This is a genomic window from Demequina sp. NBRC 110053, assembly GCF_002090095.1.
Lineage (GTDB): Bacteria > Actinomycetota > Actinomycetes > Actinomycetales > Demequinaceae > Demequina.
Genome location: NZ_BBRJ01000002.1, coordinates 602,697 through 625,040, shown reverse-complemented (window position 1 = coordinate 625,040; position 22,344 = coordinate 602,697). Strand labels below are relative to the sequence as shown.

Annotated in this window: 22 protein-coding genes; 11 read left to right on the top strand and 11 right to left on the bottom strand. The window is 72.1% G+C overall.

Annotated elements, in window-relative coordinates; translation table 11 throughout:
• The 4 genes from B7K22_RS02985 to B7K22_RS02970 are packed head-to-tail and all read right to left on the bottom strand — an operon-like array spanning window position 1 to window position 3,956.
• Entirely contained in the window at window positions 1-1,137 is a 1,137-nt protein-coding gene (locus B7K22_RS02985) for a MoxR family ATPase (RefSeq protein WP_084038280.1), read from the bottom strand.
• Window positions 1,134-2,339, bottom strand: coding sequence for a DUF4350 domain-containing protein (locus tag B7K22_RS02980; protein ID WP_159448732.1), 1,206 nt, complete (start codon window positions 2,337-2,339; stop codon window positions 1,134-1,136). Before B7K22_RS02980 ends, B7K22_RS02985 begins: the two co-directional genes overlap by 4 nt.
• Entirely contained in the window at window positions 2,336-2,974 is a 639-nt protein-coding gene (locus tag B7K22_RS02975) for a DUF4129 domain-containing protein (protein WP_144276207.1), read from the bottom strand. The genes B7K22_RS02980 and B7K22_RS02975 overlap by 4 nt, the downstream gene beginning before the upstream one ends.
• 4 nt (window positions 2,975-2,978) lie before the next feature.
• Window positions 2,979-3,956 carry a hypothetical protein gene (locus tag B7K22_RS02970; protein ID WP_084038277.1) on the bottom strand — a complete coding sequence of 326 codons (978 nt, stop codon included), beginning with the start codon at window positions 3,954-3,956 and terminating at the stop codon, window positions 2,979-2,981.
• Between the two features lie 299 nt (window positions 3,957-4,255).
• Between B7K22_RS02970 and mtrA the strand changes: the two genes are divergently transcribed.
• The 7 genes from mtrA to secA all read left to right on the top strand — a co-directional run bounded on the left by mtrA (window position 4,256) and on the right by secA (window position 13,839).
• Entirely contained in the window at window positions 4,256-4,939 is a 684-nt protein-coding gene (mtrA, locus tag B7K22_RS02965; RefSeq protein WP_084038276.1) for an MtrAB system response regulator MtrA, read from the top strand.
• A 74-nt stretch (window positions 4,940-5,013) separates the two neighbouring features.
• Complete coding sequence (gene mtrB, locus B7K22_RS02960) at window positions 5,014-6,597, top strand: MtrAB system histidine kinase MtrB (RefSeq protein WP_234983290.1); 1,584 nt, start codon at window positions 5,014-5,016, stop codon at window positions 6,595-6,597.
• Complete coding sequence (locus B7K22_RS02955; RefSeq protein WP_084038274.1) at window positions 6,594-8,315, top strand: LpqB family beta-propeller domain-containing protein; 1,722 nt, start codon at window positions 6,594-6,596, stop codon at window positions 8,313-8,315. The genes mtrB and B7K22_RS02955 overlap by 4 nt, the downstream gene beginning before the upstream one ends.
• Before the next feature lie 90 nt (window positions 8,316-8,405).
• Window positions 8,406-9,176, top strand: coding sequence for a ComF family protein (locus tag B7K22_RS02950; protein WP_144276206.1), 771 nt, complete (start codon window positions 8,406-8,408; stop codon window positions 9,174-9,176).
• Window positions 9,177-9,303: 127 nt separating this feature from the next.
• Window positions 9,304-9,972, top strand: a complete 669-nt coding sequence (gene hpf, locus B7K22_RS02945; protein ID WP_084038272.1) for a ribosome hibernation-promoting factor, HPF/YfiA family — start codon at window positions 9,304-9,306, stop codon at window positions 9,970-9,972.
• 120 nt (window positions 9,973-10,092) lie between these two features.
• Window positions 10,093-10,977 carry a DMT family transporter gene (locus tag B7K22_RS02940; protein ID WP_084038271.1) on the top strand — a complete coding sequence of 295 codons (885 nt, stop codon included), beginning with the start codon at window positions 10,093-10,095 and terminating at the stop codon, window positions 10,975-10,977.
• 9 nt (window positions 10,978-10,986) lie between these two features.
• On the top strand, window positions 10,987-13,839 hold the full coding sequence (secA, locus tag B7K22_RS02935; protein ID WP_084038270.1) for a preprotein translocase subunit SecA: 2,853 nt from the start codon (window positions 10,987-10,989) through the stop codon (window positions 13,837-13,839).
• 3 nt (window positions 13,840-13,842) lie between these two features.
• Here secA and B7K22_RS02930 read toward each other — a convergent pair whose 3' ends face one another.
• Both B7K22_RS02930 and B7K22_RS02925 read right to left on the bottom strand, forming a co-directional pair.
• Window positions 13,843-14,232 carry an Rv3235 family protein gene (locus B7K22_RS02930; protein ID WP_144276205.1) on the bottom strand — a complete coding sequence of 130 codons (390 nt, stop codon included), beginning with the start codon at window positions 14,230-14,232 and terminating at the stop codon, window positions 13,843-13,845.
• Window positions 14,229-14,903 (bottom strand): LysM peptidoglycan-binding domain-containing protein, encoded by a 675-nt coding sequence (locus B7K22_RS02925; protein ID WP_084038268.1) that lies wholly within the window; start codon window positions 14,901-14,903, stop codon window positions 14,229-14,231. Before B7K22_RS02925 ends, B7K22_RS02930 begins: the two co-directional genes overlap by 4 nt.
• Window positions 14,904-15,020: 117 nt before the next feature.
• Here B7K22_RS02925 and B7K22_RS02920 point away from each other — a divergent pair, with 117 nt between their 5' ends.
• Window positions 15,021-15,530, top strand: coding sequence for a hypothetical protein (locus B7K22_RS02920; protein ID WP_084038267.1), 510 nt, complete (start codon window positions 15,021-15,023; stop codon window positions 15,528-15,530).
• 20 nt (window positions 15,531-15,550) lie between these two features.
• Here B7K22_RS02920 and B7K22_RS02915 read toward each other — a convergent pair whose 3' ends face one another.
• On the bottom strand, window positions 15,551-15,769 hold the full coding sequence (locus tag B7K22_RS02915; protein WP_084038266.1) for a helix-turn-helix domain-containing protein: 219 nt from the start codon (window positions 15,767-15,769) through the stop codon (window positions 15,551-15,553).
• Window positions 15,770-15,908: 139 nt separating this feature from the next.
• On the opposite strand from B7K22_RS02915, the gene B7K22_RS02910 reads away from it, so the two are divergent.
• Genes B7K22_RS02910 through B7K22_RS02900 form a run of 3 tightly spaced genes read left to right on the top strand, consistent with a single transcriptional unit; the run spans window position 15,909 to window position 18,215 of the window.
• Window positions 15,909-16,520 carry a hypothetical protein gene (locus tag B7K22_RS02910; RefSeq protein ID WP_084038265.1) on the top strand — a complete coding sequence of 204 codons (612 nt, stop codon included), beginning with the start codon at window positions 15,909-15,911 and terminating at the stop codon, window positions 16,518-16,520.
• On the top strand, window positions 16,520-17,773 hold the full coding sequence (locus B7K22_RS02905; RefSeq protein ID WP_084038264.1) for a hypothetical protein: 1,254 nt from the start codon (window positions 16,520-16,522) through the stop codon (window positions 17,771-17,773). The genes B7K22_RS02910 and B7K22_RS02905 overlap by 1 nt, the downstream gene beginning before the upstream one ends.
• 4 nt (window positions 17,774-17,777) lie before the next feature.
• Window positions 17,778-18,215 carry a hypothetical protein gene (locus B7K22_RS02900; protein ID WP_084038263.1) on the top strand — a complete coding sequence of 146 codons (438 nt, stop codon included), beginning with the start codon at window positions 17,778-17,780 and terminating at the stop codon, window positions 18,213-18,215.
• A 48-nt stretch (window positions 18,216-18,263) separates the two neighbouring features.
• Here the strand turns inward: B7K22_RS02900 and hisN are convergent, their stop codons facing one another.
• From hisN to B7K22_RS02885, 4 genes are all read right to left on the bottom strand, one after another.
• Entirely contained in the window at window positions 18,264-19,058 is a 795-nt protein-coding gene (gene hisN, locus B7K22_RS02895; protein ID WP_084038262.1) for a histidinol-phosphatase, read from the bottom strand.
• Window positions 19,059-19,300: 242 nt separating this feature from the next.
• Window positions 19,301-20,323, bottom strand: coding sequence for a ribosome small subunit-dependent GTPase A (rsgA, locus tag B7K22_RS02890; RefSeq protein WP_200807356.1), 1,023 nt, complete (start codon window positions 20,321-20,323; stop codon window positions 19,301-19,303).
• Entirely contained in the window at window positions 20,320-21,657 is a 1,338-nt protein-coding gene (gene aroA, locus B7K22_RS12185; RefSeq protein ID WP_200807355.1) for a 3-phosphoshikimate 1-carboxyvinyltransferase, read from the bottom strand. Before aroA ends, rsgA begins: the two co-directional genes overlap by 4 nt.
• Window positions 21,654-22,172, bottom strand: coding sequence for a hypothetical protein (locus tag B7K22_RS02885; RefSeq protein WP_084038261.1), 519 nt, complete (start codon window positions 22,170-22,172; stop codon window positions 21,654-21,656). Before B7K22_RS02885 ends, aroA begins: the two co-directional genes overlap by 4 nt.
• Between the last annotated feature and the right edge of the window lie 172 nt (window positions 22,173-22,344).

Below are 22,344 nucleotides of genomic sequence, written 5' to 3'. Positions count from 1 at the left end.
TCAGCGCGGAACGGGGACGGACGCGAGCACGGACTGCAGGACGGCGGCGCTGGTGACGCCCTCGAGCTCGGCCTCCGCACGCATCTGGATGCGGTGGCCCAAGGTCCACTCGGCGAGCGCCTTGACGTCGTCGGGAGTCACGAAGGTCCCGCCACGCATCCAGGCCCATGCTCGAGACGTGCTGAGCAAAGCCGTGGCGCCGCGCGGTGAGACGCCGAGCGAGACGGAAGGAGCCTCGCGCGTCGCGCGGCACAGGTCCACGACGTACTGGGCGACCTCGCGCGACACGCTCACGCGAGCGACCGCTTCGCGGCCGGCGTCAAGGTCGGCCACGGACGCGGCGGCGCGCACTCCCGCTGCCTCGAGGTCGCGTGCGGTGAAGCCTGCGGCGTGGCGCAGCACCACGTCGACCTCGGCCGCGCGCTCGGGCAGCGGCACGGGCAGCTTCATCAGGAAGCGGTCCAGCTGCGCCTCTGGGAGGGGATAGGTGCCCTCGTACTCGACGGGGTTCTGGGTCGCGATGACCATGAACGGCTCGGGCAGCGCGCGCGCCTCGCCGTCGACGGTGACCTGGCGCTCCTCCATGGCCTCGAGCAGCGACGACTGGGTCTTGGGCGGCGTGCGGTTGATCTCGTCGGCGAGCAGCAGATTGGTGAAGACCGGTCCCGCTCGGAAGGAGAAGGCGGCTGTGCGGGCGTCGTACACGAGCGATCCGGTGACGTCGCCCGGCATGAGGTCGGGGGTGAACTGGACCCGCTTGAAGTCGAGGCTCACGGTGTGCGAGAGGGTGCGCACCAGCAGCGTCTTGGCGACACCCGGCACGCCCTCGAGCAGCACGTGGCCGCGGCACAGGAGCGCGATGACGAGGCCGGTGACGATGGCGTCCTGGCCGACGACGGCCTTGCCCACCTCGGTGCGCAGTGCAGCGAGCGACCTGCGCGCCGGCGCGGCATCGTCGCCCGGCTGCTCGGCCGGCTGGCTCGAGGCCTGTGCGGCGGGTGGCGATGGCGCGGCCTCGGTCGGGGCAGGCGGAGCGGATGCGGCCGATGCGCCGGCCGGGCCGGAGGCAGGGGTCGCCTGGTCGCCGGGGGCGTCGGCTGGAGGGGGAGTCCCGGTGCTGTCAGGGGTCTCTGTCACGGTCGGTGAACCTCTCTTTCCAAGGTGTCGAGCTCGTCGATGGTCGTCATGAGCTGAGCGTCGGTGGTGGGGGCCGCGCCGTAGAGGATGCGGTCGACGTCGCGAGGGTCGCGCTCGGCGGCACGCGCGATGGCGCCGACGATCGCGGCGCGATCCGCGGAGCGCGGCACTCCCAGCCGACGACCCATCCGCAGCGCGGCGCGTGCGCGCATCGCCGCCGCGGCTCGGCCGCTGGCGCGTGCGCGCCGGTACAGGCGGGCACGCCCGCGTGTGGACTCGGATGCCCTGACCTCCACGGGCAGCGGTTCCCGCACGAGCCGGCCGAACCGTCGCGCTCGCCACATGGCGGCGACGGCGACCGTGAGCGCCAGGATGAACAGCACAGGGATGGTGCCGGGGGGCAGGAAGTCGGGATTGGCCTCGACCTCGGTGGGTGGCGCCTTACCGTCACCTGAGGAGCCCTCCCACGTCAGCGTCGAGACGTCGTAGGGGTCGCCCACGTACCAGACCAGGGTCTCGTGACGCCCCAGCATACGCAGGCTCAGCGCCGCGTGGCCGTGCTCGTCGAGATGGTCGTTGGTGATGATCGGCCACGACCCGAGCACGCTCACGCGGCGCTCGCCGTCGATCACGGCGTAGGCGCCGGCGCCATCCGCGTTGACGAAGCACAGCTCGGCTCCTCCGGAGTCGCCACCCGAGAGGACCGTGTCCAACGTGGCGACGGACTCGGCGGCGATGGCGTCGGCGTCGGCGCACTGCGCGCTCTGGACCTCCGCGTCGAGGGTCGGGTCGGCGGTGAGGCCAGTCTCGAGGGCGGCGAGCAGGTCCTGGCCTGGCCTGATCAGCGCGATGTCGCCGGGGTAGTCGGCCACCGCATCGATCTGGTAGTCCATGAGCTCGCCCGCGTCCGCCAGGACCAGGGTGGTGCGCGACGGATCGTCGATCCTCGCGCCCGCCATGGTCGGGGTCTGGCGGACGTCGACGCCCTGTGCCCGGAGGATCTGCGCGACCGCGCGGGTTCCGTCCTCGGCGCTGTTGTCGATCGACAGCGTCGTGGTGTCCTCGGGGCGCGAGGTGAGGACGAGCGTCGCGATGAAGATCACGAAGAGCGCGGAGAGGATCGGCACCAGGGGACGGCTGCGGGCGCGCGCGAGCACCCCGGGGCCGTCGGGGGCGCGGTGGAGGTCCGTCGCGGCCGTCACGCGGGGGCGCCCTCTGCGCGTCGCGCGCTGATCGCCTCGCATGTGGCGCGCGCGTGGTCGGCATCCGCGGCCCCGAGGCCGCCCGAGCCGTAGCGCGCCGTGTCGAACGCCGACGCGTCCGCCGCGACGTCGGCACGCGCGCCGGGAGCGATCGCGCCGATGCGCACCGCGGCCTCATGCGCTGTCACACCAGGCGAGTCGATGATCGCCCCGCGCTCGAGCTCGGTGCGCACCGTGGCGCGGAACCACTCCATGACCGCGAGGTCCCAGTCGCCTGCGGCGTGAGCCCCCACGGCGGACGCGCGAATCTCGCGGGCGGAGCGCTCGTCACCGTCGAGGACCCCGCCGCCCGCCGCGCGCCGCCGGGAGCGGCGCAGGGGACCGAGGATGAGCCACGTCACGAGCGCGACCGCGGCAGTCGCGAGCAGAGCGACGAACAGCGCGCCAGGGATGCCTACGCTGTCGCCTACGCCGCCGATGCGTTCGAACAGCTCGACGAGCCACTCCCAGACGCGCTGGATCGCCTGATCGATGGACCAGTCGCCGCCTTGGCGGTACTCGGGCCTGGCGAGCTCGTCGACGGCCCAGTCGCGGGCAGTCTCGGCGTCGGGGTCGACGGGGATGGCGGCGCGCACGTGCTCAGCGACCCGCCTGAGCGGCCGCGCGCGCCTCCGCGGCACGCGCCAGGTCGAGGTCGAACCCTTCGCGCCGCATCCGCAGGTCGATGTACAGCAGGGAGTAGACGGCGCCCATGTACGCGTAGGTGGCGACCATCGCGATCACGAACGACAGCCCGAAGATCAGGAAGAAGCTGATCGCCAGCACCACCACGTTCTCGGGCGCGATGGCGACCGCGACGAGCATGGCGATCTGGCCGACCGAGCTCAGCGTCGAGGCCACGATGTTGATGAGCACTCCCGTCACGACGACGATCAGGATCGACCACCAGAAGCGGCCGCGGATCAACCGCATCACGCGCTTGACGGCGGCGCCCATGCCGATCCCCTCGAGAACGATCATGGCGCGCGCGACGCCCTGCAGCAGCGTGACTACGACGGCCGCCGCGATCAGCAGCACCGTCATCAGCAGGAAGGACACGAACGCGCCCGCGGCGCCATCGTCGGTGAACAGCGCGCCCAGGAACGTCGGCACGAGCGCGATCGCGAACAGCGCGACATAGACGAGGCCCGCCACGAGGTAGAGCCCGATCAGCGAACCCAGCCGGCGGCGCATCTGCGTGAGCGCAGCGCCCAGGGTCACGCGCTCGCCCAGCACGGCACGAGCGACGCCGGGTGCGACCACCGAGCTGCACAGCACATCGGCGAGGAACAGCGCTACGGCGGCCAGCACCAGCAGGATGACGGTCTGGGTGTTGATGCCGTCGAACGACGGCGCGGCGTCCATCAGGCCCACGCGCGGGTCGTTGAACAGCACCCATCCCGCCGCCACCGTCAGCACCGAGGTGATGATCGTGAAGAGCAGCGGTCCGCCCAGGACGACCGTGCGGTTGAAGCGCATGGCCTTGAACGGCACGGTGAGGAAGTCGCCGAAGTTCAGCGGCCGGAGCGCGATGATGCCCGGCTGCCAGGAGCGGTACGTGGGGGCGGGCTGGGCCACGAAGCCGCCGCCACCGGGAGAGGCGGCGTGCGCGAACCCTGGTGCAGGGGCCGGAGTAGGCGCCGGGGCGCCAGGGGCCGGAGCCGCGGCCGAGCCGGGCGCGGCCCAGGACTGCGGGCTCGGCTCTGATGGAGATCGTGGGGGCTGCGCGGCATCGGGCGTTCCCCCGGTGCCGGACCATCCCGGCGCGCTGTCGCTCACTGCTCCTCCTCGTCGGTGCGGCCTATCCTGCCATGCCGCACCGGCCGAGCCGAGGGGCGTCGCGGCTGGTGGCGGGGCGCGCGTGGCAAGATGGGCGCATGACGGCACGAATCCTGGTGGTCGACGATGATCCCGCCGTGGCCGAGATGACCGGCATCGTCCTGCGCGGCGATGGCTTCGAGCCTGTCTTCTGCGACCACGGCGACCGGGCGCTCGAGGTGTTCCGCGAGCAGGCGCCGGACGTGATCCTGCTCGACCTGATGCTTCCTGGCAAGAGCGGCATCGACATCTGCCGCGAGATCCGTGCCGAGTCCGGGGTGCCGATCATCATGCTCACCGCGAAGTCCGACACGGTCGACGTCGTGCTGGGGCTCGAGTCGGGTGCCGACGACTACATCCCCAAGCCGTTCAAGCCGCGCGAGCTGATCGCGCGTGTGCGCGCCCGCCTGCGCCGCAACGACAACGCGGCGCCAGCCGTCGTGCGCATCGGCGATCTCGAGATCGACGTGACCGGACACCGGGTGATGCGCGACGGCGAGACCATCCCTCTCACCCCGCTCGAGTTCGACGTGCTGGTCACGCTCGCGCGGGCGCCCGGCCAGGTGTTCACGCGCGAGGTGCTGCTCGAGGACGTGTGGGGCTACCGGCACGCCGCCGACACCCGGCTGGTCAACGTGCACATCCAGCGCCTGCGCGCCAAGATCGAGCGCGACCCCGAGAACCCCGAGATCATCCAGACGGTGCGGGGCGTGGGCTACAAGGCGGGCGCGCACCAGACGTGAGGCCCACGGCGCGCTCGGTCGGCGCCGTCCTGATCGCTCCGCTGGAGCAGGGGCTGCGGCGGTGGTCTCGGTCGATGTCGCTGCGCTTCGTGGCGTCCACGCTCGTGGTCGGCATCGGCACCGTCGTCCTCCTCGGCGCGTACGTCACCACCGACATTCGTGACGGGCTGGTGGACGAGCGCGTCGACCGCGTGCTCGCCGAGAGCGCGCAGGACGCGGCCATCGCCCAGCTGCGCGCGGCCACGACCACGGCCGCGAACCCCGACGAGCTCCAGACCTTCGTCAACGACCTGCAACGCGAGCTCAATGGGCTCGGCGGCGAGAGCAGGGGCCTCGTGATGCTGCGCAGTCCCGACAATGACTCCGCGGTGCCGCTGATCGTCGGCGAGTCCGTGGAGGGCCTGCGCACCGTCGTTTCCCCTGACATGCGCGACGCCGTCCGCGACGGCGCCACGCAGCCGTGGCAGTACGTCGAGCTGCCAGCGGACGGCGCGCCTGGGGTGGTGGTGGGCAGCGAGCTCGACATCCCGGTCGCTGGCCCGTATGAGCTGTACTTCGTGTACTCGCTCGCCGACGAGGCCGCGACGCTCGCGCTCATCCAGCGCGTGCTCGCGATCGGCGCCATCGTGCTGGTCGCGCTCGTCGTGGCGATGACCTGGTTCGTCACCGCTCAAGCGGTGCGCCCCGTCCGCCAGGCGGCCAGGGTCGCCTCGAGGCTCGCCGAGGGTCGGCTGTCCGAGCGCATGACGGTGCGCGGGCATGATGAGATGGCGACGCTCGCGCAGACCTTCAACGAGATGGCCGAGTCGCTCCAGCGCCAGATCACCCGCATGGAGCACCTGTCGCGCCTGCAGCGCCGGTTCGTCTCCGACGTGTCCCACGAGCTGCGCACGCCGCTCACCACCATCCGCATGGCCTCCGACGTGCTCCACGACGCGCGCGGCGACTTCGCTCCGCACGTCGCTCGCTCCGCCGAGCTGCTCAGCACCCAGCTGGACCGCTTCGAGGCGCTGCTGAGCGACCTGCTCGAGATCTCCCGCATCGACGCCGGCGCCGCGCAGCTCGAGTTCGAGGAGCACGACCTCGCGGCCGTGGTGCGCGACGAGGTGGACGCGGTCGCACCCATCGCTCACGATCTCGGCGTCTCCCTGCGGCTCTACGTCGCCGACGGGCCGAACACGGCGTCCATGGACCGGCCTCGGGTCGGCCGCATCGTCCGCAACCTGCTGTCCAACGCGATCGAACACTGCCAGGGCACCCCGGTGGACATCGCCGTCCGGTCGAACCGGCGCGGCGTGGCGGTGGTGGTGCGCGACTACGGCGTGGGCCTCACCCCCCACCAGGTGGAGCGGGTGTTCGACCGCTTCTGGCGCGCGGACTCGGCGCGGGCGCGAACCATGGGCGGCACGGGGCTGGGCCTGTCGATCGCGCGCGAGGACGCGCTGCTGCACGACGGCACCCTCGACGTGTGGGGCTCGCCCGGCCACGGCGCGAGCTTTCGGCTGCTGCTCCCGCGCACGTCGGAGGGGCTGGGCAAGAACGCCCCACTCGCGCTCGTCATGCGCGACCGCGAGTTCGAGAAGGTCGGGCCGCCCGTCACGCTGCAGGAGGGCATCTGGCTGCGCAGAGACGGCCAGGACACGGAGGTCAAGGCATGAGGCGCGCCACGATGGTCGCGGCCGCCACCGCCGTCGCCCTGGCCGGATGCGCCTCGATACCGACCTCGGGGCCTGTCGAGGAGGGCGATGCCGAGCTCGCTCCGGTGGCGCCACTCGTGCCCATCCTCGAGGGTCCGCGCCCCACCGACGGCCCGGCGGCGATCGTCACCGGCTTCCTCACCGCTTCCGCCAGCGGTGTCGCCACCACGTTCGACGTCGCCCGCGAGTTCCTCACGGACGAGGCGGCGAGCACCTGGAATCCGACGGCGCAGACGCTGGTGTACGACTCGGGCGGCGTGACGCCCGAGTGGAACGTCGCCACGAGCACGGTGTCCTATCCGGTCCCGCTCGCCAGCACGATCGACGACTCCGGTCGGCGGCTCGACGCCGCTGACGATGCGGTCGCGCCCCTGGAGTTCGAGCTCAGCCAGAGCGAGGATGGCCAGTGGCGCATCTCCGAGCTCGCGGACGGCGTGGTGATGTCGCAGGCGAGCTTCGACCGCTTCTTCCGCGCCGTCGACCTGGTCTTCGCGACCGCGGACCTCACCACGGCGGTGCCCGAGCTGCGGTGGCTTCCCGACAACAACATCGCGACCTCGGCCGCGCGGGAGCTCATCGAGGGGCCTTCCCCCTGGCTCGCCGATGCGGTGGTCACCGGCTTCCCCGCGGCGGCGGGGCTGGCGGTCCAGTCCGTCGTGGTCGAGGAGGGCGTCGCGACCGTCGACGTCACCGCGCAGTCCGCGGGCACACCCGAGCAGCGGTCGCTCGCCCAGGCGCAGATGGAGGCGATGCTCACCGCGCTGCCGACGGTGTCTCGTGTCGAGGTGCTCAGCGGCGGACTGCCGATCGCGACCGCGGGCGAGATCGAGCTGGCGCCGGCGCCGGTGCCGGAGGTCGAGGCAGCGGCGTTCGTCGGAAGGCGGCTCGGGACGTGGAACGGCGACTCGCTCACGGCGACGGACCCGGCGCTCGGGGGAGTGAGTGCCGGCGCCGAAGGACTCGCCCGCGCGTATGCCGGCGGCGCGGTCGCGTTCGTCGACAGCGGCAACCTGCTGGCCACGGACGTGCTCGGCCAGCAACCGACCGTTCCCGTCGACCCCGATGCAGAGCCAGCGCCCGTCGAGTCCGCGCTCGACACGACCATGCTCCTCGACGGCGACGACCTGGTCTCCCCGTCGTTCGACCGGCACGGCTACGTGTGGACGGCGGAGAGCGTCGGCACCCGCGGACTCGCGGCCATAGCACCGGATGGCACGGTGTCGTGGCTCGCGACCGAGTGGATCCAGACCCGCAGCATCACGGATCTCGCGGTCTCCCGGGAGGGAACGCGAGTAGCCGTGGTGTCTCGAGCGGGCGGCCAGCCGGTCGTCGAGGTCGCGGCGATCGTGCGCGACGGCAACGGCGTCCCGACGGCCATCGCCGATCCCATCGTGGTGGGCTCGGGGGTGGGCGCGGCCGTCGAGGTGGAGTGGTCAGATGACACCACCGTCGGCGTGCTGGGCGAGGTGCAGGAAGGCGCGCCCACCACGCTGTGGCTCGTCGAGGTGGGCGGCGGCACGCGCCCGATCCAGACCATCCGCGACGCTGTCGACTTCGCGGCCAGAGCCGGCGAGACGTCGATCCTCGTCGTCGCCTCGGATGGCCATGCCGAGGAGCGCTCAGGGTCGACGTGGGTGCCCGTGGTGGAGGGCGTCTCGGAGCTCGCCTACTCGGGCTGACCCGTCCCCAGGCCGGGCCAAGGCGTACGACGTCCCCCGGCCCGCGCATCGGTGGCCCGTTCGCGCCGCCGAGTGCGCGAGTCTGGCGTGGTGAACGGGCCACAGGCGTCGGATGGGGTGCGTGGGGACGCCTTCGCGCGAGACGGCGCTCCCTGGAGGCTCGCGGCCACGCTCGCGAGACTCGCGGTGCCCGTGTCCTGTCCGGGGTGCGGGCTGCCCGACGCGCGGCTGTGCCAGACGTGTGCCGCTCCCTGGTGGGAGCAGCCCGTCCGCGTCGAGGGCCTCGCGCCGCGACTCGACATCGCTGACCGCGCGGCGCTGCCGGTGTGGTCCATCGCGCCGCTCGACGGCCCGACAGGGGGCACCATCGCGGCGTGGAAGGATGGCTCGAGGCGCGACCTCGATGGTTGGCTCGCCAGCGCCATGCGCCGTGCCGCGGCGGAGGTCGCCACCACGCTCCTCGCTCACGGTGCGTACTCGCTGGCGGTGGTTCCCGCGCCCGCGCGGCGAGCGAGCACCCGCAGGCGGGGCGCGGACCTTCCTCGGGCACTCGCGCGAGGCACAGCGCTCGGGTGCGATGACGCCGGGATGCGGGCGACGTGCGAGGCCGTCCTGCGCATCGGTGCTGGGGAGTCGCGCGGACGATCGGCGCGCGGGCGATGGCGCGAGGGCGCACGGTCCATCAGTTGCACGTCCGCGCCGTCCGCGCCGGTGCTGCTGATCGACGATGTGCTGACCACGGGAGCGACCATCGCGGGCTGCGTCGAGGCGCTCGAACGCGCCGGGGCGACCGTGGTCGGGGCGCTCACCGCGACGTTCGTCGACACTGGTCGCGCGAGAGCGCGGGCCGGGCTACCCTGAGGAACAGACGACGACAGTCGTCACCTTCGATGTGCTGGGAGGTGATGCCGCTGGCGCAACTGAGGCGCCGCCACCACCTGAAGTCCTGGCCGCCTGGCCACCCACCAGCAGCAGAAGGAGCTCCACCATGGACATTGCGATCGTCGGACGCCACACCAAGGTCTCCGAGGACATGCGCCAGCTGATCTTCGACAAGATGGAGAAGGTCCAATCTCTCGCTCCGCGCGCCACGCGCGCCGAGGTGAACGTGGTTCACGAGCGCAACCCGAGGCTGGCGTCCGATCGCGAACGGGTGGAGATCACCGTCCACAACCATGGCGTGATCCGCGCGGAGGCGGCTGCGGACGACCGCCACGTCGCCTTCGAGCGCGCCAACGCGCGCATCGTCGAGCAGCTGCGCAAGCAGCACGAGCGGCGCGCGACCAGGCACAAGTCCAAGCCGTCGCTGCACGCCGTCGTCGCGCAGGATCTCGCGGCCGCATCGGCCCCCGATCCCGCGCCGGCACCCGCGGACGATGGCGTGCAGAGCGTCGAGGCGTGGGAAGGCGCTCCCGAGGGGTCCACCGTCGAGGTGCCCGTCGACGGCACTCCCATCTCCATTCGCTCCAAGACGCACAAGGCGGCTCCCATGACCGTGTCGGAGGCGATCGACCAGATGGAGCTCGTGGGGCACGACTTCTACCTGTTCATCGACGCGGACACGTCTCTCGCGTCGGCCGTCTATCGCCGCCGCGGTTGGACCTACGGCGTGATCCGCATCGAGGAGGACGCTCAGGCGAGCCGCGAGACGGCCTGACCCCACCACGCTCTCGGGGCGCGGGACCGTGGGCCCCGCGCCCCTCGCGCGCCTGACGGGCAGCATCGGGTAAGACGAGCACCGTGCACGACGAGCATCGGGCACGACTAGCATCGGGCCGTGCGAACCCGTGACTTCTTCCTGGTGGTCGCGGCGGCATGCCTGTGGGGCACGGGCGGACTCCTGGGCGCTGTGCTCGCCGACGGCTCCGGCATGCCGCCGGCGTCCGTCGCGTTCTGGCGCATGCTCATCGCTGGAGTCGCGCTGTCGCTGTGGGTGGGTCTGCGAGGAGGCCCGCAGGGCATGGGGCGCGCCGCCTGGCGGCGGGTCCTCGTCACCGCGGCTCTCACGGCGCTGTTCGAGGTGCTGTACTTCACGGGGATCGCGCTCGCGGGCGTGGGCCTGGCGACGCTCGTCACCATCGGCTCCGCGCCGCTGTGGGTGGCGCTCTGGGACGCGATCGCGCTGCGGCGTGCGCCGGCGCCCCGCTCGCTCGCGGCGCTCGCGCTCGCGCTCGTGGGACTGGTCGCGCTGAGCGCCTCCTCGATATCTGGTGGGGCCGATGCGCTGGCGGGGGTCGCCGTGGCGCTCGCCACCGGCGCGGCGTTCGCGGCGATCACGGTGGTCAACCGGGTGCCGGTGGCAGGGCTGGGGTCGGTGCGGCTGGTCGCGCTGTCGTTTACCGCGGGCGCGGTGATGGTGCTGCCGATCGCGCTGCTCAGCGGGTGGGGCGCGCCCCTGGGCGTCGACGGCTGGGCCGTGGCGCTGTCGATGGGGCTCTTCTCCACAGGTCTGGCGTACGTGGCGTATCTCGCCGGGCTCGTCACCGTCCCGCCCTTCGTCGCGACCGTCGTGTCGCTGCTCGAGCCGCTCGTCGCGGCCATCCTGGGTGCCGTGGTGCTCGGCGAGCGGCTGGGGTGGTGGGGCGTGGTCGGAGGCGCCGCCCTCGCATCGGCCGTCGTGGCGTTGCGCCCACAGCGAGACGCGCAGGGCGCTCCCGCGTGAGCGCCTACGATGGCTGGTGGATATCCACACCTTGAGGAGTCATTCGTGTCTGTTGTCGACCGGTTCATCCGCATGGGCGAAGGGCGCGTGCTGCGCCGACTGAGCAGGGTCGTCGCCCTGACGAACGCCATGGAGAGCGTGTACGAGGAGCTCTCTGACGACGAGCTGCGTGCACTGACCGACGAGTTCAAGGAGCGTCACGAGGGCGGCGAGTCGCTCGACTCCCTCATGCCGGAGGCATTCGCGGCGGTCCGCGAGGCGGCGCGCCGCACGCTCGGCCAGCGTCCGTACGACGTGCAGATCATGGGTGGGGCGGCGCTCCACGGCGGCGACATCGCGGAGATGAAGACCGGTGAGGGCAAGACGCTGGTCGCGACGCTGCCCGCGTACCTCAACGCCCTCACCGGACGCGGCGTCCACGTCGTCACCGTCAATGACTACCTCGCGAGCTACCAGTCCGAGCTCATGGGTCGCGTGTTCCGGTTCCTCGGGATGGAGACCGGCTGCATCCTGTCAGGGATGGCGCCTGAGCAGCGCCGCGAGCAGTACGCCGCGGACATCACCTACGGCACCAACAACGAGTTCGGCTTCGACCACCTGCGCGACAACATGGTGCTCGACCCCAAGCAGCTCGTGCACCGCGGCTATCACTACGCGATCGTCGACGAGGTGGACTCGATCCTCATCGACGAGGCGAGGACCCCGCTCATCATCTCCGGGCCCGCGCAGGCCGACCACGGCAAGTGGTACCAAGAGTTCTCACGCATCGCGGCGTCCCTCGTCATCGACGAGGACTATGAGGTCGAGGAGAAGAAGCGCGCCGTCGGCATGCTCGAGCCCGGCATCGACAAGGTCGAGAAGGCGCTCGGCATCGAGAACCTCTACGACCCCGCGAACACGCCTCTCATCGGGTTCCTCAACAACGCCGTCAAGGCCAAGGAGCTGTTCAAGCGCGACCGCGACTACGTAGTCCAGGGCGGCGAGGTCGACATCGTCGACGAGCACACCGGTCGCCTGCTCAAGGGCCGGCGCTACTCGGAGGGCCTCCACCAGGCGATCGAGGCCAAGGAGGGCGTGGCCATCAAGGCGGAGAACCAGACCTACGCCTCGATCACCCTGCAGAACTACTTCCGCCAGTACGAGAAGCTCGCCGGCATGACGGGCACGGCGCAGACCGAGGCCGCCGAGCTCAACGCGACCTACGGCATGGGCGTGGTGCCGATCCCCACCAACAAGCCGATGATCCGCGCCGACCAGTCGGACCTGCTGTACAAGTCCGAGCAGGCGAAGTTCGACGCCGTGATCGAGGACATCCTCGAGCGCAACAGGAATGGCCAGCCGGTCCTGGTGGGCACGGTGTCCGTCGAGAAGTCGGAGAGGCTCTCCAAGGAGCTGCGCAAGCACGGCATCAAGCACGAGGTGCTCAACGCCAAGCAGCACGAGAAGGAGGCGTCGATCGTCGCCGAGGCGGGCCGCAAGGGCGCCGTCACCGTCGCCACCAACATGGCCGGCCGCGGCACCGACATCATGCTGGGCGGCAACCCCGAGTTCCGCGCCGTCCAGGCGATGGCGGATCGCGGGCTCGACCCCCAGGAGAACCCGGAGGAGTACGAGCGGGTCTGGGACGGCGTGCTCGAGGAGGCCAAGGCGGCCGTCGCGACCGAGCACGAGGAGGTTCTCGCTGCCGGCGGCCTCTACGTGCTGGGCACCGAGCGCCACGAGTCGCGCCGTATCGACAACCAGCTCCGCGGCCGCTCGGGACGTCAGGGCGACCCGGGCGAGTCCCGCTTCTACCTGTCCCTCGAGGACGACCTCATGCGCATGTTCCAGTCGGGGCTCGCGGCGACCATGATGAACTCCGGCGCGCTGCCCGACGACGTGCCGATCGAGTCGAAGGTCCTCACCCGCGGGGTGCGCTCCGCGCAGGCCCAGCTCGAGGGCCGCAACGCCGAGATCCGCAAGAACATCCTCAAGTACGACGACGTGATGAGCTCGCAGCGCTCCGTCATCTACGCCGAGCGTCGCCGGGTGCTGGACGGCGAGGACTTCCGCGATCAGATCGAGCAGTTCATCGAGGAGGTCGTCACCGCCTACGTGAAGTCCGCGACCCTCGTGGGCTCTCCCGAGGACTGGGACCTCGAGGCGCTGATCAAGGACCTCCGCTCGATCTACCCGGTGTCGGTGACCGAGGACGAGCTCATCGAGGAGGCCGGCGGGCTCGACCGCCTCACGACCGCGTTCCTCACGCGCGAGCTGGTCGCCGATGCGCGCGTCCAGTACGACGCCGTCGAGGAGCGCCTGGGCGAGCAGCTCACCCGCACCGTGGAGCGGCAGGTCGTGATGCAGGTGCTGGACGCGAAGTGGCGCGAGCACCTGTACGAGATGGACTACCTCAAGGAGGGCATCGGCCTGCGTGCGATGGGCCAGCGCGACCCGCTCATCGAGTACCAGCGCGAGGGCTTCCAGCTGTTCGAGGCCATGACGGACTCGATCAAGGAGCAGTCGCTGCAGGTGCTGTATCGCGTCGAGAAGCGGGAGAAGCAGCCCGAGGGTGCCGGACTCACCGAGGCCTCGGCGGCCTCGACGGCATCCGGTGCATCCGCACAGGCGGCGCCGCAGCAGCGCCGCGCCGTGTCGACCGGTTCGGCCACGCCGGGCACCATGATGCAGTCGTCGATGGGCGCGCTGACCTACTCGGGACCGTCGGACGACGGCACGGGCGCGGTCAAGAAGTCGGGCCCGAAGGCGGGAGACAAGCCCTCCGACGACGGCGCGACCTTCCCCGGCACGGCCAAGAACGCGCAGTGCCCCTGCGGCTCCGGCAAGAAGTACAAGGCCTGCCACGGCAAGAACGAGGTCTGAGCCTCACCCCAGGAGCAGTTGAGTCACCTGCCAACGTCCTGCGACCTCCTCGAGGCGCAGGGCGGCGGCGCGGCAGCGACCGTCGTAGTCGATCACCACGGAGACCTCGGCGGCATCGCGGGCGACGCGCGAGGCGCGCGCTCGCCTGATGCCCACTGGCCCCGTCAGGCGGCGACCTGCGCGAAGGGCGAGCGATCGTTGACGGGCGATCTGGTTGAACGTGGCGGGGTCGAGCCATCTGACGTAGGGGTCGAGCGACGGACCTCCGAGCACCGCCTCCATCGCCGCCTTGGCGACGGTGCATGCGAGGGGCGTCGGATCGCCCAACGCCCGGCGTGCGCGCGGCAGCAGCCCGGGGGCCGGCTGCGCTGAGGACAGCGGCTGCGCGCTCATCGCGTCCACCCCTCAGGGAGCTCGAGACGCTGGCCAGGGTGGATCAGATGGGGATCGTCGCCGATCGTGGCTTCGTTCGCGCGGTACAGCTGGGGCCACGCGCGGGCGATCTGATTGGGCGGGCCGCCGTGCTCTCGTTGGGTGATCGCCCACAGCGAGTCGCCGGCAGCGACCACGACGTCGTGCGCGGGGGTCGAGCTCCGTGGGCGACCCAGGTCCGGCGTCGACGGAGCTGCCGGCGCGTCCGCAACGCCGCCCCATCCGGCCGCAGCCGGCGGTGGAGTCGAGGGGTCCGGCTCCTCCCATCCCGCGCCCGGAGCTGCGGCCGCGGGCAGCGAGGCGCCGGTAGCGACCGCTCCGCCCACGGCGGCAGAGACGACCCGCCGCCACGCGCGCGGCATGCACCGTGCTGCGGCGGCGCGTGCACGCGAGCCGGGCGAGGTTGCGCCGAACGCGAGGGCGGAGAGCGTGAGAGCGGTGGCGATGGCCGCGCCCGCTCCTGCCGCGCCCAGCGCGACGAGGTCGTGAAGCTGCACGGTGGACGGCTGGACGGTGCGCGCGAGCGTCCATGCGTGCGAGCCCAAGCCGACCGCGCTGGCGGGTGCGGCGATGACGGCGAGCGCGGCCAGCACTCGTGATCGCGGGCCGTTCGGCGGCGGCGTGAAGACCATGAGATGCTCCTTGATGACGTTTGATGCGTTTTGATAATGCTAGGTATACAACGGTGGCGCGCAACTGTCGAGTGCCCGGGCCTTGGCTGTGGACAGCGCTGGCCGTAGCGTGAGGGCATGCGATGGGACGCGCTGTTCAGGGATCTGGAGGGCCAGGCGCTCGCACAGGAGGAATCGCAGTGGCGTCGCGAGGTGGCGGAGCGCACGCGAGGCGAGCGCGCGACCGTCGCGTTGGCGGCGCGCATCGCGGCCGCGCGGGGCACGGCGGTGGCGGTCGACCTCGCAGATGGCAGCAGGATCGCAGGCGATCTGGTCGACTCAGGGGGTCAATGGCTGCTGCTGGATGACGACGGGCTGCAGCGCCTGGTGCCCCTGGCCTCGGTTGCCGCGATCGCGGGTCTGCCGCGGCGGGCCGATGCGTTGACCGCAGTCGAGGAGCGCCTGACTCTGTCCCACGCCCTGCGCGCCTTGAGCCGTGACCGGGCGCGGGTGTCCGTCCGCTGTGGCGTCGAGGTCGTGGGAGTCATCCACGATGTGGGCGCGGACCACATCGACATCCAGGCCGATGCCCCGCGGGAGGTCCGCACCGTCCCGATCGCGTCGATCGTCGAGGTCAGCGCGCGCTGACCAGAGCCGCGCTCGGGGTGCTAGGCGTCCGAGGCGCGCGCCTGCGAAGCGCGCTGTCGAGACGCCTCGTACTGGCGTGCGATGTAGTTCTCGAGCTCGGTGGCCTCGACCCGCCACACACCGCGGCCGCCGACCTGGATCGCGGGCAGGTCGCCGCTGCGCACCAGTGCATAGGCCTGCTGCGAGGAGATGTTCAGCACCTCCTGGACGGACTCGAGAGTCAGGAACCGAGCGGTCATGCGGTCATTGTGGCACGGGCGCATCGCGCGACCGACGCTGTCCACAGGGGCTTGGCGAATTCGCGAGCAGTCGGCAGGATAGGCGCCAACGGCAGTGGCGCAACGAGTGCGCCGCCGCACACGCCCGGGGGGGTCGAGCATGGACGATGGCAGCGTGGCGGGCCGGCTGCGACGACCCACGTGGCGCGATCCGCGGCTGCTCGCCGGCGTCCTGCTGATGTGCGCGGCGATCGTGGGCGTCGCCGCCGCGGTGGGCGCCGCCGACCGCACGGAGGCGTACTACTCTGCGCACGGCGCGCTCGTGCCGGGCACGGTCCTCGCTGAAGGAGACCTGACGGTCACTCGAGCTAAGGTCGAAGGCGACGCCTATCTGCCGGTCGGGGGAGAGGCCCCCTGGGGGCATGTCGTCACGCGAACGGTCGGAGCCGGCGAGCTGCTGCCCACGGCTGCCCTGTCCGCGGGTGGCGCCTTCGATGGGCGCGTGCTCGGCGTGGTCGCGAGCGCCCCGCTGGCTCCCAATATCGGCGCCGGTTCCGCGGTCGACCTCTGGATCGCTGCAGGGGACGACCCCGTGGCGACGCTGGTCGCGGCGGGCCTCGTGGTGGCGGAGGTGGCTCGAGCCGATGGAGCCTTCAGCGTGAGCGGCGGCGAGACCGTGTACGTGACGGTTCCTCGCGATGAGGTCGCCGCGGTGCTCGATGCCGTCGCCTCCGGTGGAGAGGTCTCCGTCGTCGGACACGGCGGCAGCTGATGGCGAGAGTCGGCGTGATCCTCGCGATCGACGGGCAGGAGGAGACCGCCATCGCCGCCGCGATCGAGGCGCACCCCGACCTCACCGTCGCCCGCAGGTGCGCCGATCTGGCGGAGGCCGCGGCCGCGGCCGACGCCGGGGTCGGCGCCGCAGTCATCGTGACCGACGGGCCCCAGCTGACGCGCGGAGCCATCGACCTGCTGCGACGCGCGGTGCCGACGCTGCTCGTCCTCACCGGCGATGACGACGCGGTGGACCAGGCGAGGGAGCTCGGGGCGCCTGCGGCGATGGCCCGTGGTGCGGAGCCGGCTGCGATCGCGACCTGGGTCGCGCGTGCGTTCGCGGATCCGCGGCTGCGTGAGCGGTGGGACCCGCCTCCGGTCGCGCCGGCGTCCGCCATGCCGCCAGGAGCGATCGTGGCAGTGTGGGGGCCAACGGGCGCGCCGGGCCGAACGACCGTCGCACTCAATGTCGCAGCGGAGGCCGCACGGTCGGGCACGACTGTCCTGCTCGTCGACGCTGACACCTACGGCGGCGCGGTCGCTCAGGCGATCGGGCTGACCGACGAGGCCCCGGGGCTGGTGGGAGCCGTGCGCGAGTCCCAGCGCGGGCGCGTCGACGCGGCCGTCTTGAGCCGCTACGCCGTCGTGATCGAGGAGAGGTTCTCCGTGCTGACGGGGATCACCCGCCCCGAGCGATGGCCGGAGCTGCCCGCGTCGGCGCTGGAGGCGGTGCTCGGTTCGGCGCGGCTCGCCGCTGACCTGGTGATCGTCGACTGCGGGTTCGGCCTCGAGGCGGACGAGGACCTGCAGTACGACACTCGTGCGCCGCAACGCAACGCGGCGACCATCACGGCGCTGGCGAGCGCGGACGTGGTGGTCGCCGTCGGGAGTGCGGAGCCGGTCGCGATGCAACGACTGATCCACGGGTTGGGCACGCTCGCCGAGCACGTCGCCGCGAGCCCGCTGGTGGTCGTCAACCGCGTGCGATCCTCGGTCGCCGGTGCGCGGCCGGAGGAGACCGTCGCTGATGTCCTCGCGCGGTTCGCATCCGTGCCGAGCGTCTTCACCGTCCCGTTCGATGGTGCGGCCCTGGATGCATCCGTGCTGACCGGTCGGGTTCTCGCCGAGTGTGCGCCCCGCTCGCGGGCACGGCGCGCGCTCGCCACGATCGCGGCCGCCGTCGCGGATGCCGCCATCGCCCCCGCACCGCCGCGTCGCGCCGACGCCGAGAGAGCAGCGGTGGGAGACTGACACCATGCGCGTCTACGTGCCCGTCATCCCGACCGATCTCGCCGCCGCCGTCGAAGGACACTGGGAGCCAGCCGCCGGCTATGCGCTCACGCCACGGCTGCTCGGCATCACGGCGGTCGACGACGAGGAGGAGCTCGCCGAGCAGGTGAGGGACGCCGCGGCGGCCGATGCGGTGCTCGAGCTCGGAGCGTCACGGCGCGCCGTGGTCGTGGTCGACTACCCGCGCCAGGACGTCACGCCGGTCCCGGGAGGGCACCCGGCGGCGGTGACGCTCGTGGGCCGTGTGGACCCGGACTCTGTCGCGTGCGCCTTCGTGGATGAGGCCGACGGTGGAGAGCTCGCGACGCTTGCAGCCAAGGGCGACGCTGAGGCCCTGGCGAGCCTCGAGGAGCGCGACCTGCTCTGGTACGACGCCTCAGAGCTCGCGGCCCTCGAGCTCTGAGCACGCGCTCGCGGCGTGCACGGCCCGGGCCGCGACGCGCCACCGGGCTCAATGACCGCCGAGCGCCTCGAGCAATGCGGGGTGCAGGTGGCCGTTCGAGGCGAGCGCGTCGCCTCCGAACGGACCCGGCTCCCCAGCGAGGGACGTGAACGTCCCACCGGCCTCCTCGACCACGGGCACCAGGGCGGCCATGTCGTGCAGCGCGAGCTCGGGCTCGCACGCGGCCTCGACCGAGCCCTCGGCGACCATCATGTAGCTCCAGAAGTCGCCATAGGCGCGCGTGCGCCAGACGGAGCGTGTGACATTGAGGAAGGCGTCGAGCAGGCCTCGCTCCTCCCATCCGGACAGCGACGAGTACGACAGGCTTGCCTCGGCCATCGAGGTGACGCCGGACACCGAGATCGGCCGCGCATCGGCCGCACGTAGGCCCTTCCAGGCGCCCGAGCCGTTCGCGGCGAACCATCGCGCGCCCAGCGCCGGTGCGCTCACGACGCCCAGGACCGGCCGGCCGTCGTCGACCAGAGCGATGAGGGTCGCCCACACGGGCACGCCCCTGATGTAGTTCTTGGTGCCGTCGATGGGGTCGACGATCCACTGGCGCGCGCCGCCGGCCTTGTCGGCGAACTCCTCGCCGTGGAAGGCGTCGGCAGGCCTGTGCTCGTCGAGCAGGCGGCGGATGAGCAGCTCTGCCTCGCGATCGACGGCCGTGACAGGGGTGTCGTCCGCCTTGAGCTCGACGGTGAGCGAGTCAGCGTCGAAGTTGCTCAGGGTGAGGCGGTCAGCCTCGTCGGCGATGCGCAGGGCGAGCGCCAGGTCGTCAGCGTAGGGCCCGGTGGGTTGCATGGCACTCAGGCTAGCGGGCAGGCAGCCGGGCACGAGCGCGCTCCGTTCGCCGTGCGACCCGGAGGGCGGACGCGCGAGCGGTGCCTGCGTGATCGCACGCCTGGGCTCCCTTGCGGGCGCGTCTGGAGATGGCATCCGCGCGCGTGCACGGGGCGCTCACGTGGGCGCAGGAGGGTGCTGCGCCACATGTCGCGCAGGGCCGATGCGCGCGCTGGGTGAGCGGGACAGTTCGTCCGGGCGGTTCAGTAGCTCTCGGCCTGCGCGCGGCTCGTGAGCAGCCGGCGGATCGAGTCCACGCGCGCCTCGCGGTCAGCGTCCCCCGTGGCCCACGCGTCCAGCTCGCAGCCGGCCTCCGCGGACTCGTGCGTGCAGCCACGCGGGCATCGCTCGGCCGCGGCCTCGGCGACGTCGGGGAAGGCAGCGATGAAGTGGTCGGGGTTTACGTGGGCGAGCCCGAAGGTCCGTACCCCCGGCGTGTCGATGATGCGACCCCCGCCAGGCAGCTCGAGCGCCACGGCCGAGGTGGAGGTGTGGCGCCCGCGGCCCGTGACGTCGTTCACCACGCCGGTCGCGCGTCCCGCGTCCGGCACGAGGGCGTTCACGAGCGTCGACTTGCCCACGCCCGAGTACCCCACGAGCACCGTGGTGCGACCGACGAGCCGGTCCCGGACGTCGTCGAGCCCCTCGATCGTGCGCTCGTCGCCGTCACGCCGCATGGTCGTGGTGACCACCTCCACGCCCAGCGGCGCATACGCCGCCGCCAGCGCATCGGCGCTCGCGAGATCCGCCTTGGTGAGGATCAGCAGCGCATCCATGCCGGCATCGAAGGCGGCCACGAGGCATCGATCGATCATGCGTGGGTTGGGCTCGGGGTCCGCGAGAGCGGTCACGATGCCCAGCTGCTGCGCGTTCGCGACGACCACGCGCTCCGTGGGATCGGCGTCGTCCGCGGTGCGGCGCAGCTCGGTCGCGCGCTCCTCGCGGCGCACGATGCGCGCGAGCGACCCGTCGGCGCCGGACACATCTCCCACGAGCGCGACCCGATCGCCGACCACCAGGCCGCGCCGACCGAGCTCACGCGCCTTCACCGCGATGATCTCGGTCGCCGCGCCGTCGTCGAGGTGCACCGTGAGGCGGCCCCGATCGACGCCGACGATGGTGCCTGGGACCGCGTCCTCGTGCGCGGGACGGCGCTTGGAGCGTGGCCTCGAACCGCGCCGGTTGGGCCGCACCCGCGCGTCCGACTCGTCGTATTCGCGCCTCACGCGCCGAGCATCGCCTTCCACATGTCGGGGAAGTCCGGCATGGTCTTCGCCGTCGTGCCGACGTTGAGCACGTCGATGCCCGGCACGGCGAGGCCGATGACCGCGGCGAAGGTCGCCATGCGATGGTCGTGATACGTCTCCATCGCGGCGGCTTTGAGGCCCGTGGGCGGCATCCCGTCGAACGTCAGGGAGTCGTCGCCGGCGAGGCAGCGCCCGCCCACGCGGTCGACCTCCGTGGAGATCGCCGCAAGCCTGTCCGTCTCGTGGCCCCGCAGGTGGCCGATGCCGCTCAGCACGCTCGGGGAGTCTGCGAGCGCGCAGAGCGCGGCGATGGTGGGGGTGATCTCGCCCGCCGGCGACAGGTCCGCGTCGATCCCGACCAGGGCGCCGTCCGCGACGTCTGCGGACAGGATTCCAGGTGCCGTCACCGTGAGCACACCACCGTCGAGCGTGCACGTGGCGCCCATCCTCTCGAGGATCTGAGGGAACAGAGCGCCAGGTTGAGTGGTGCGCGAGGGCCAGCCGGGGATGCGGACGGTGCCGCCCGCGACCAGCGGCGCGGCGATGAACGGGCCCGCGTTCGACAGGTCGGGCTCGACGCGCACGTCACCGAGCGCGATCGGTCCTGGGTGCACCACCCAGGTGCGCTCGTCGGGCTGGTCGATGCGTGCTCCCGCCGCCCTCAGCGTCTCGCAGGTCATGTCGATGTGGGGCAGGCTGGGCAGCACCTCGCCGGTGTGCCGCACGGTGAGGCCGCCTGGCAGCCGTGGGGCGACGAGCAGCAGACCGGTGACGAACTGCGAGCTCGCCGAGGAGTCGACGTCGACCTCGGTCGGGATGGACGGCGGCGGCGTCACGGTGAACGGCAGCGTGCCGCGGCCCTCGTCCTCGACGCGCGCGCCGAGCGCCCGCAAGGCGTCCAGCAGGGGACCCATCGGACGGACCCGCGCGCCCTCGTCACCGTCGAAGCTGACAGGGCCGTCGGCGAGCAGCACGAGCGGCGGGACAAAGCGCATGACCGTGCCAGCCAGGCCGCAGTCCACGTGCGAGCCGCCCCGCACGCGACCGGGCGTGACCTTCCACTCGGCCCCTGCGTCGTCGATCTCGATGCCCAGTCCACGCAGCGCGGCGATCATCAGCGCGCTGTCGCGCGAGCGCAGTCCGCCCTTGACCGTGACGGGGGAGTCGGCGAGCGCCGCGAGCACCAGGAAGCGATTGGTGAGCGACTTCGAGCCCGGGACCTCGACGGTGGCGTCAAGGGGACCCGAGGCGACGGGGGCCGGCCAGGCCTCGCCTGGGCCGGTGCCGAGCGGGTGCGTCGCAGTGACGCTCAAGTGCGCTTCTTCACGGCACGCTTGGCGTGGCGGGCCTCGCTCTTCACGACGGCTGCGCCCTTCTTGGCCTCCGCCTTGGCCTGCTCCTTGGCCTTCAGCGCCTTGGCACGGGCCTTGCGCCGGGGGCTGTGCCCCGCGGTTGCCGCGAGCAGCGTGCCGCCCAGCAGCGAGACGTTCTTGAGGAACAACTCCATCTGCTCCTCCCGCCTGACCTCGTCCTGCTCGAGCCAGAACGGTCGCCCGGCCGCGACGGTGGCGGCCGTGAGGCCGGCGAGGACCAGGCCGGCGGTGCGTGGCGTGCGCGACAGCGCGAGCACGGCCGCGGCGGCAACGGTCGCGACGCCGTGCGCCTTCACGAGGTCCGTGGTCCTCACGTCCTCCAGCCCGGCCTCCTTGAGGAGCGGCTCGACCACCGGCGCGGCGCGCTCGGCGCGCTTCTCTGGCTCGAGGACGGACTGGACGCCGCCATACACGAACCACGTGGCGAGCAGGGGCCTGGCGAGGTGTCGGAACATGCCTCCTACGCTACCAAGCGGCGGTCGACTCGCACAGGGGAGCGCGCATCGGCCTGCAGCCCGGCCGCGCGGCGTGACGAACGTCACCCACCACACCCGCCGAAGTCGGGAATGGGGTCCCCGTCGCCCGCGTTGTGACCGGCATGAATGGCACTGCGACGCGCCCCGTGCG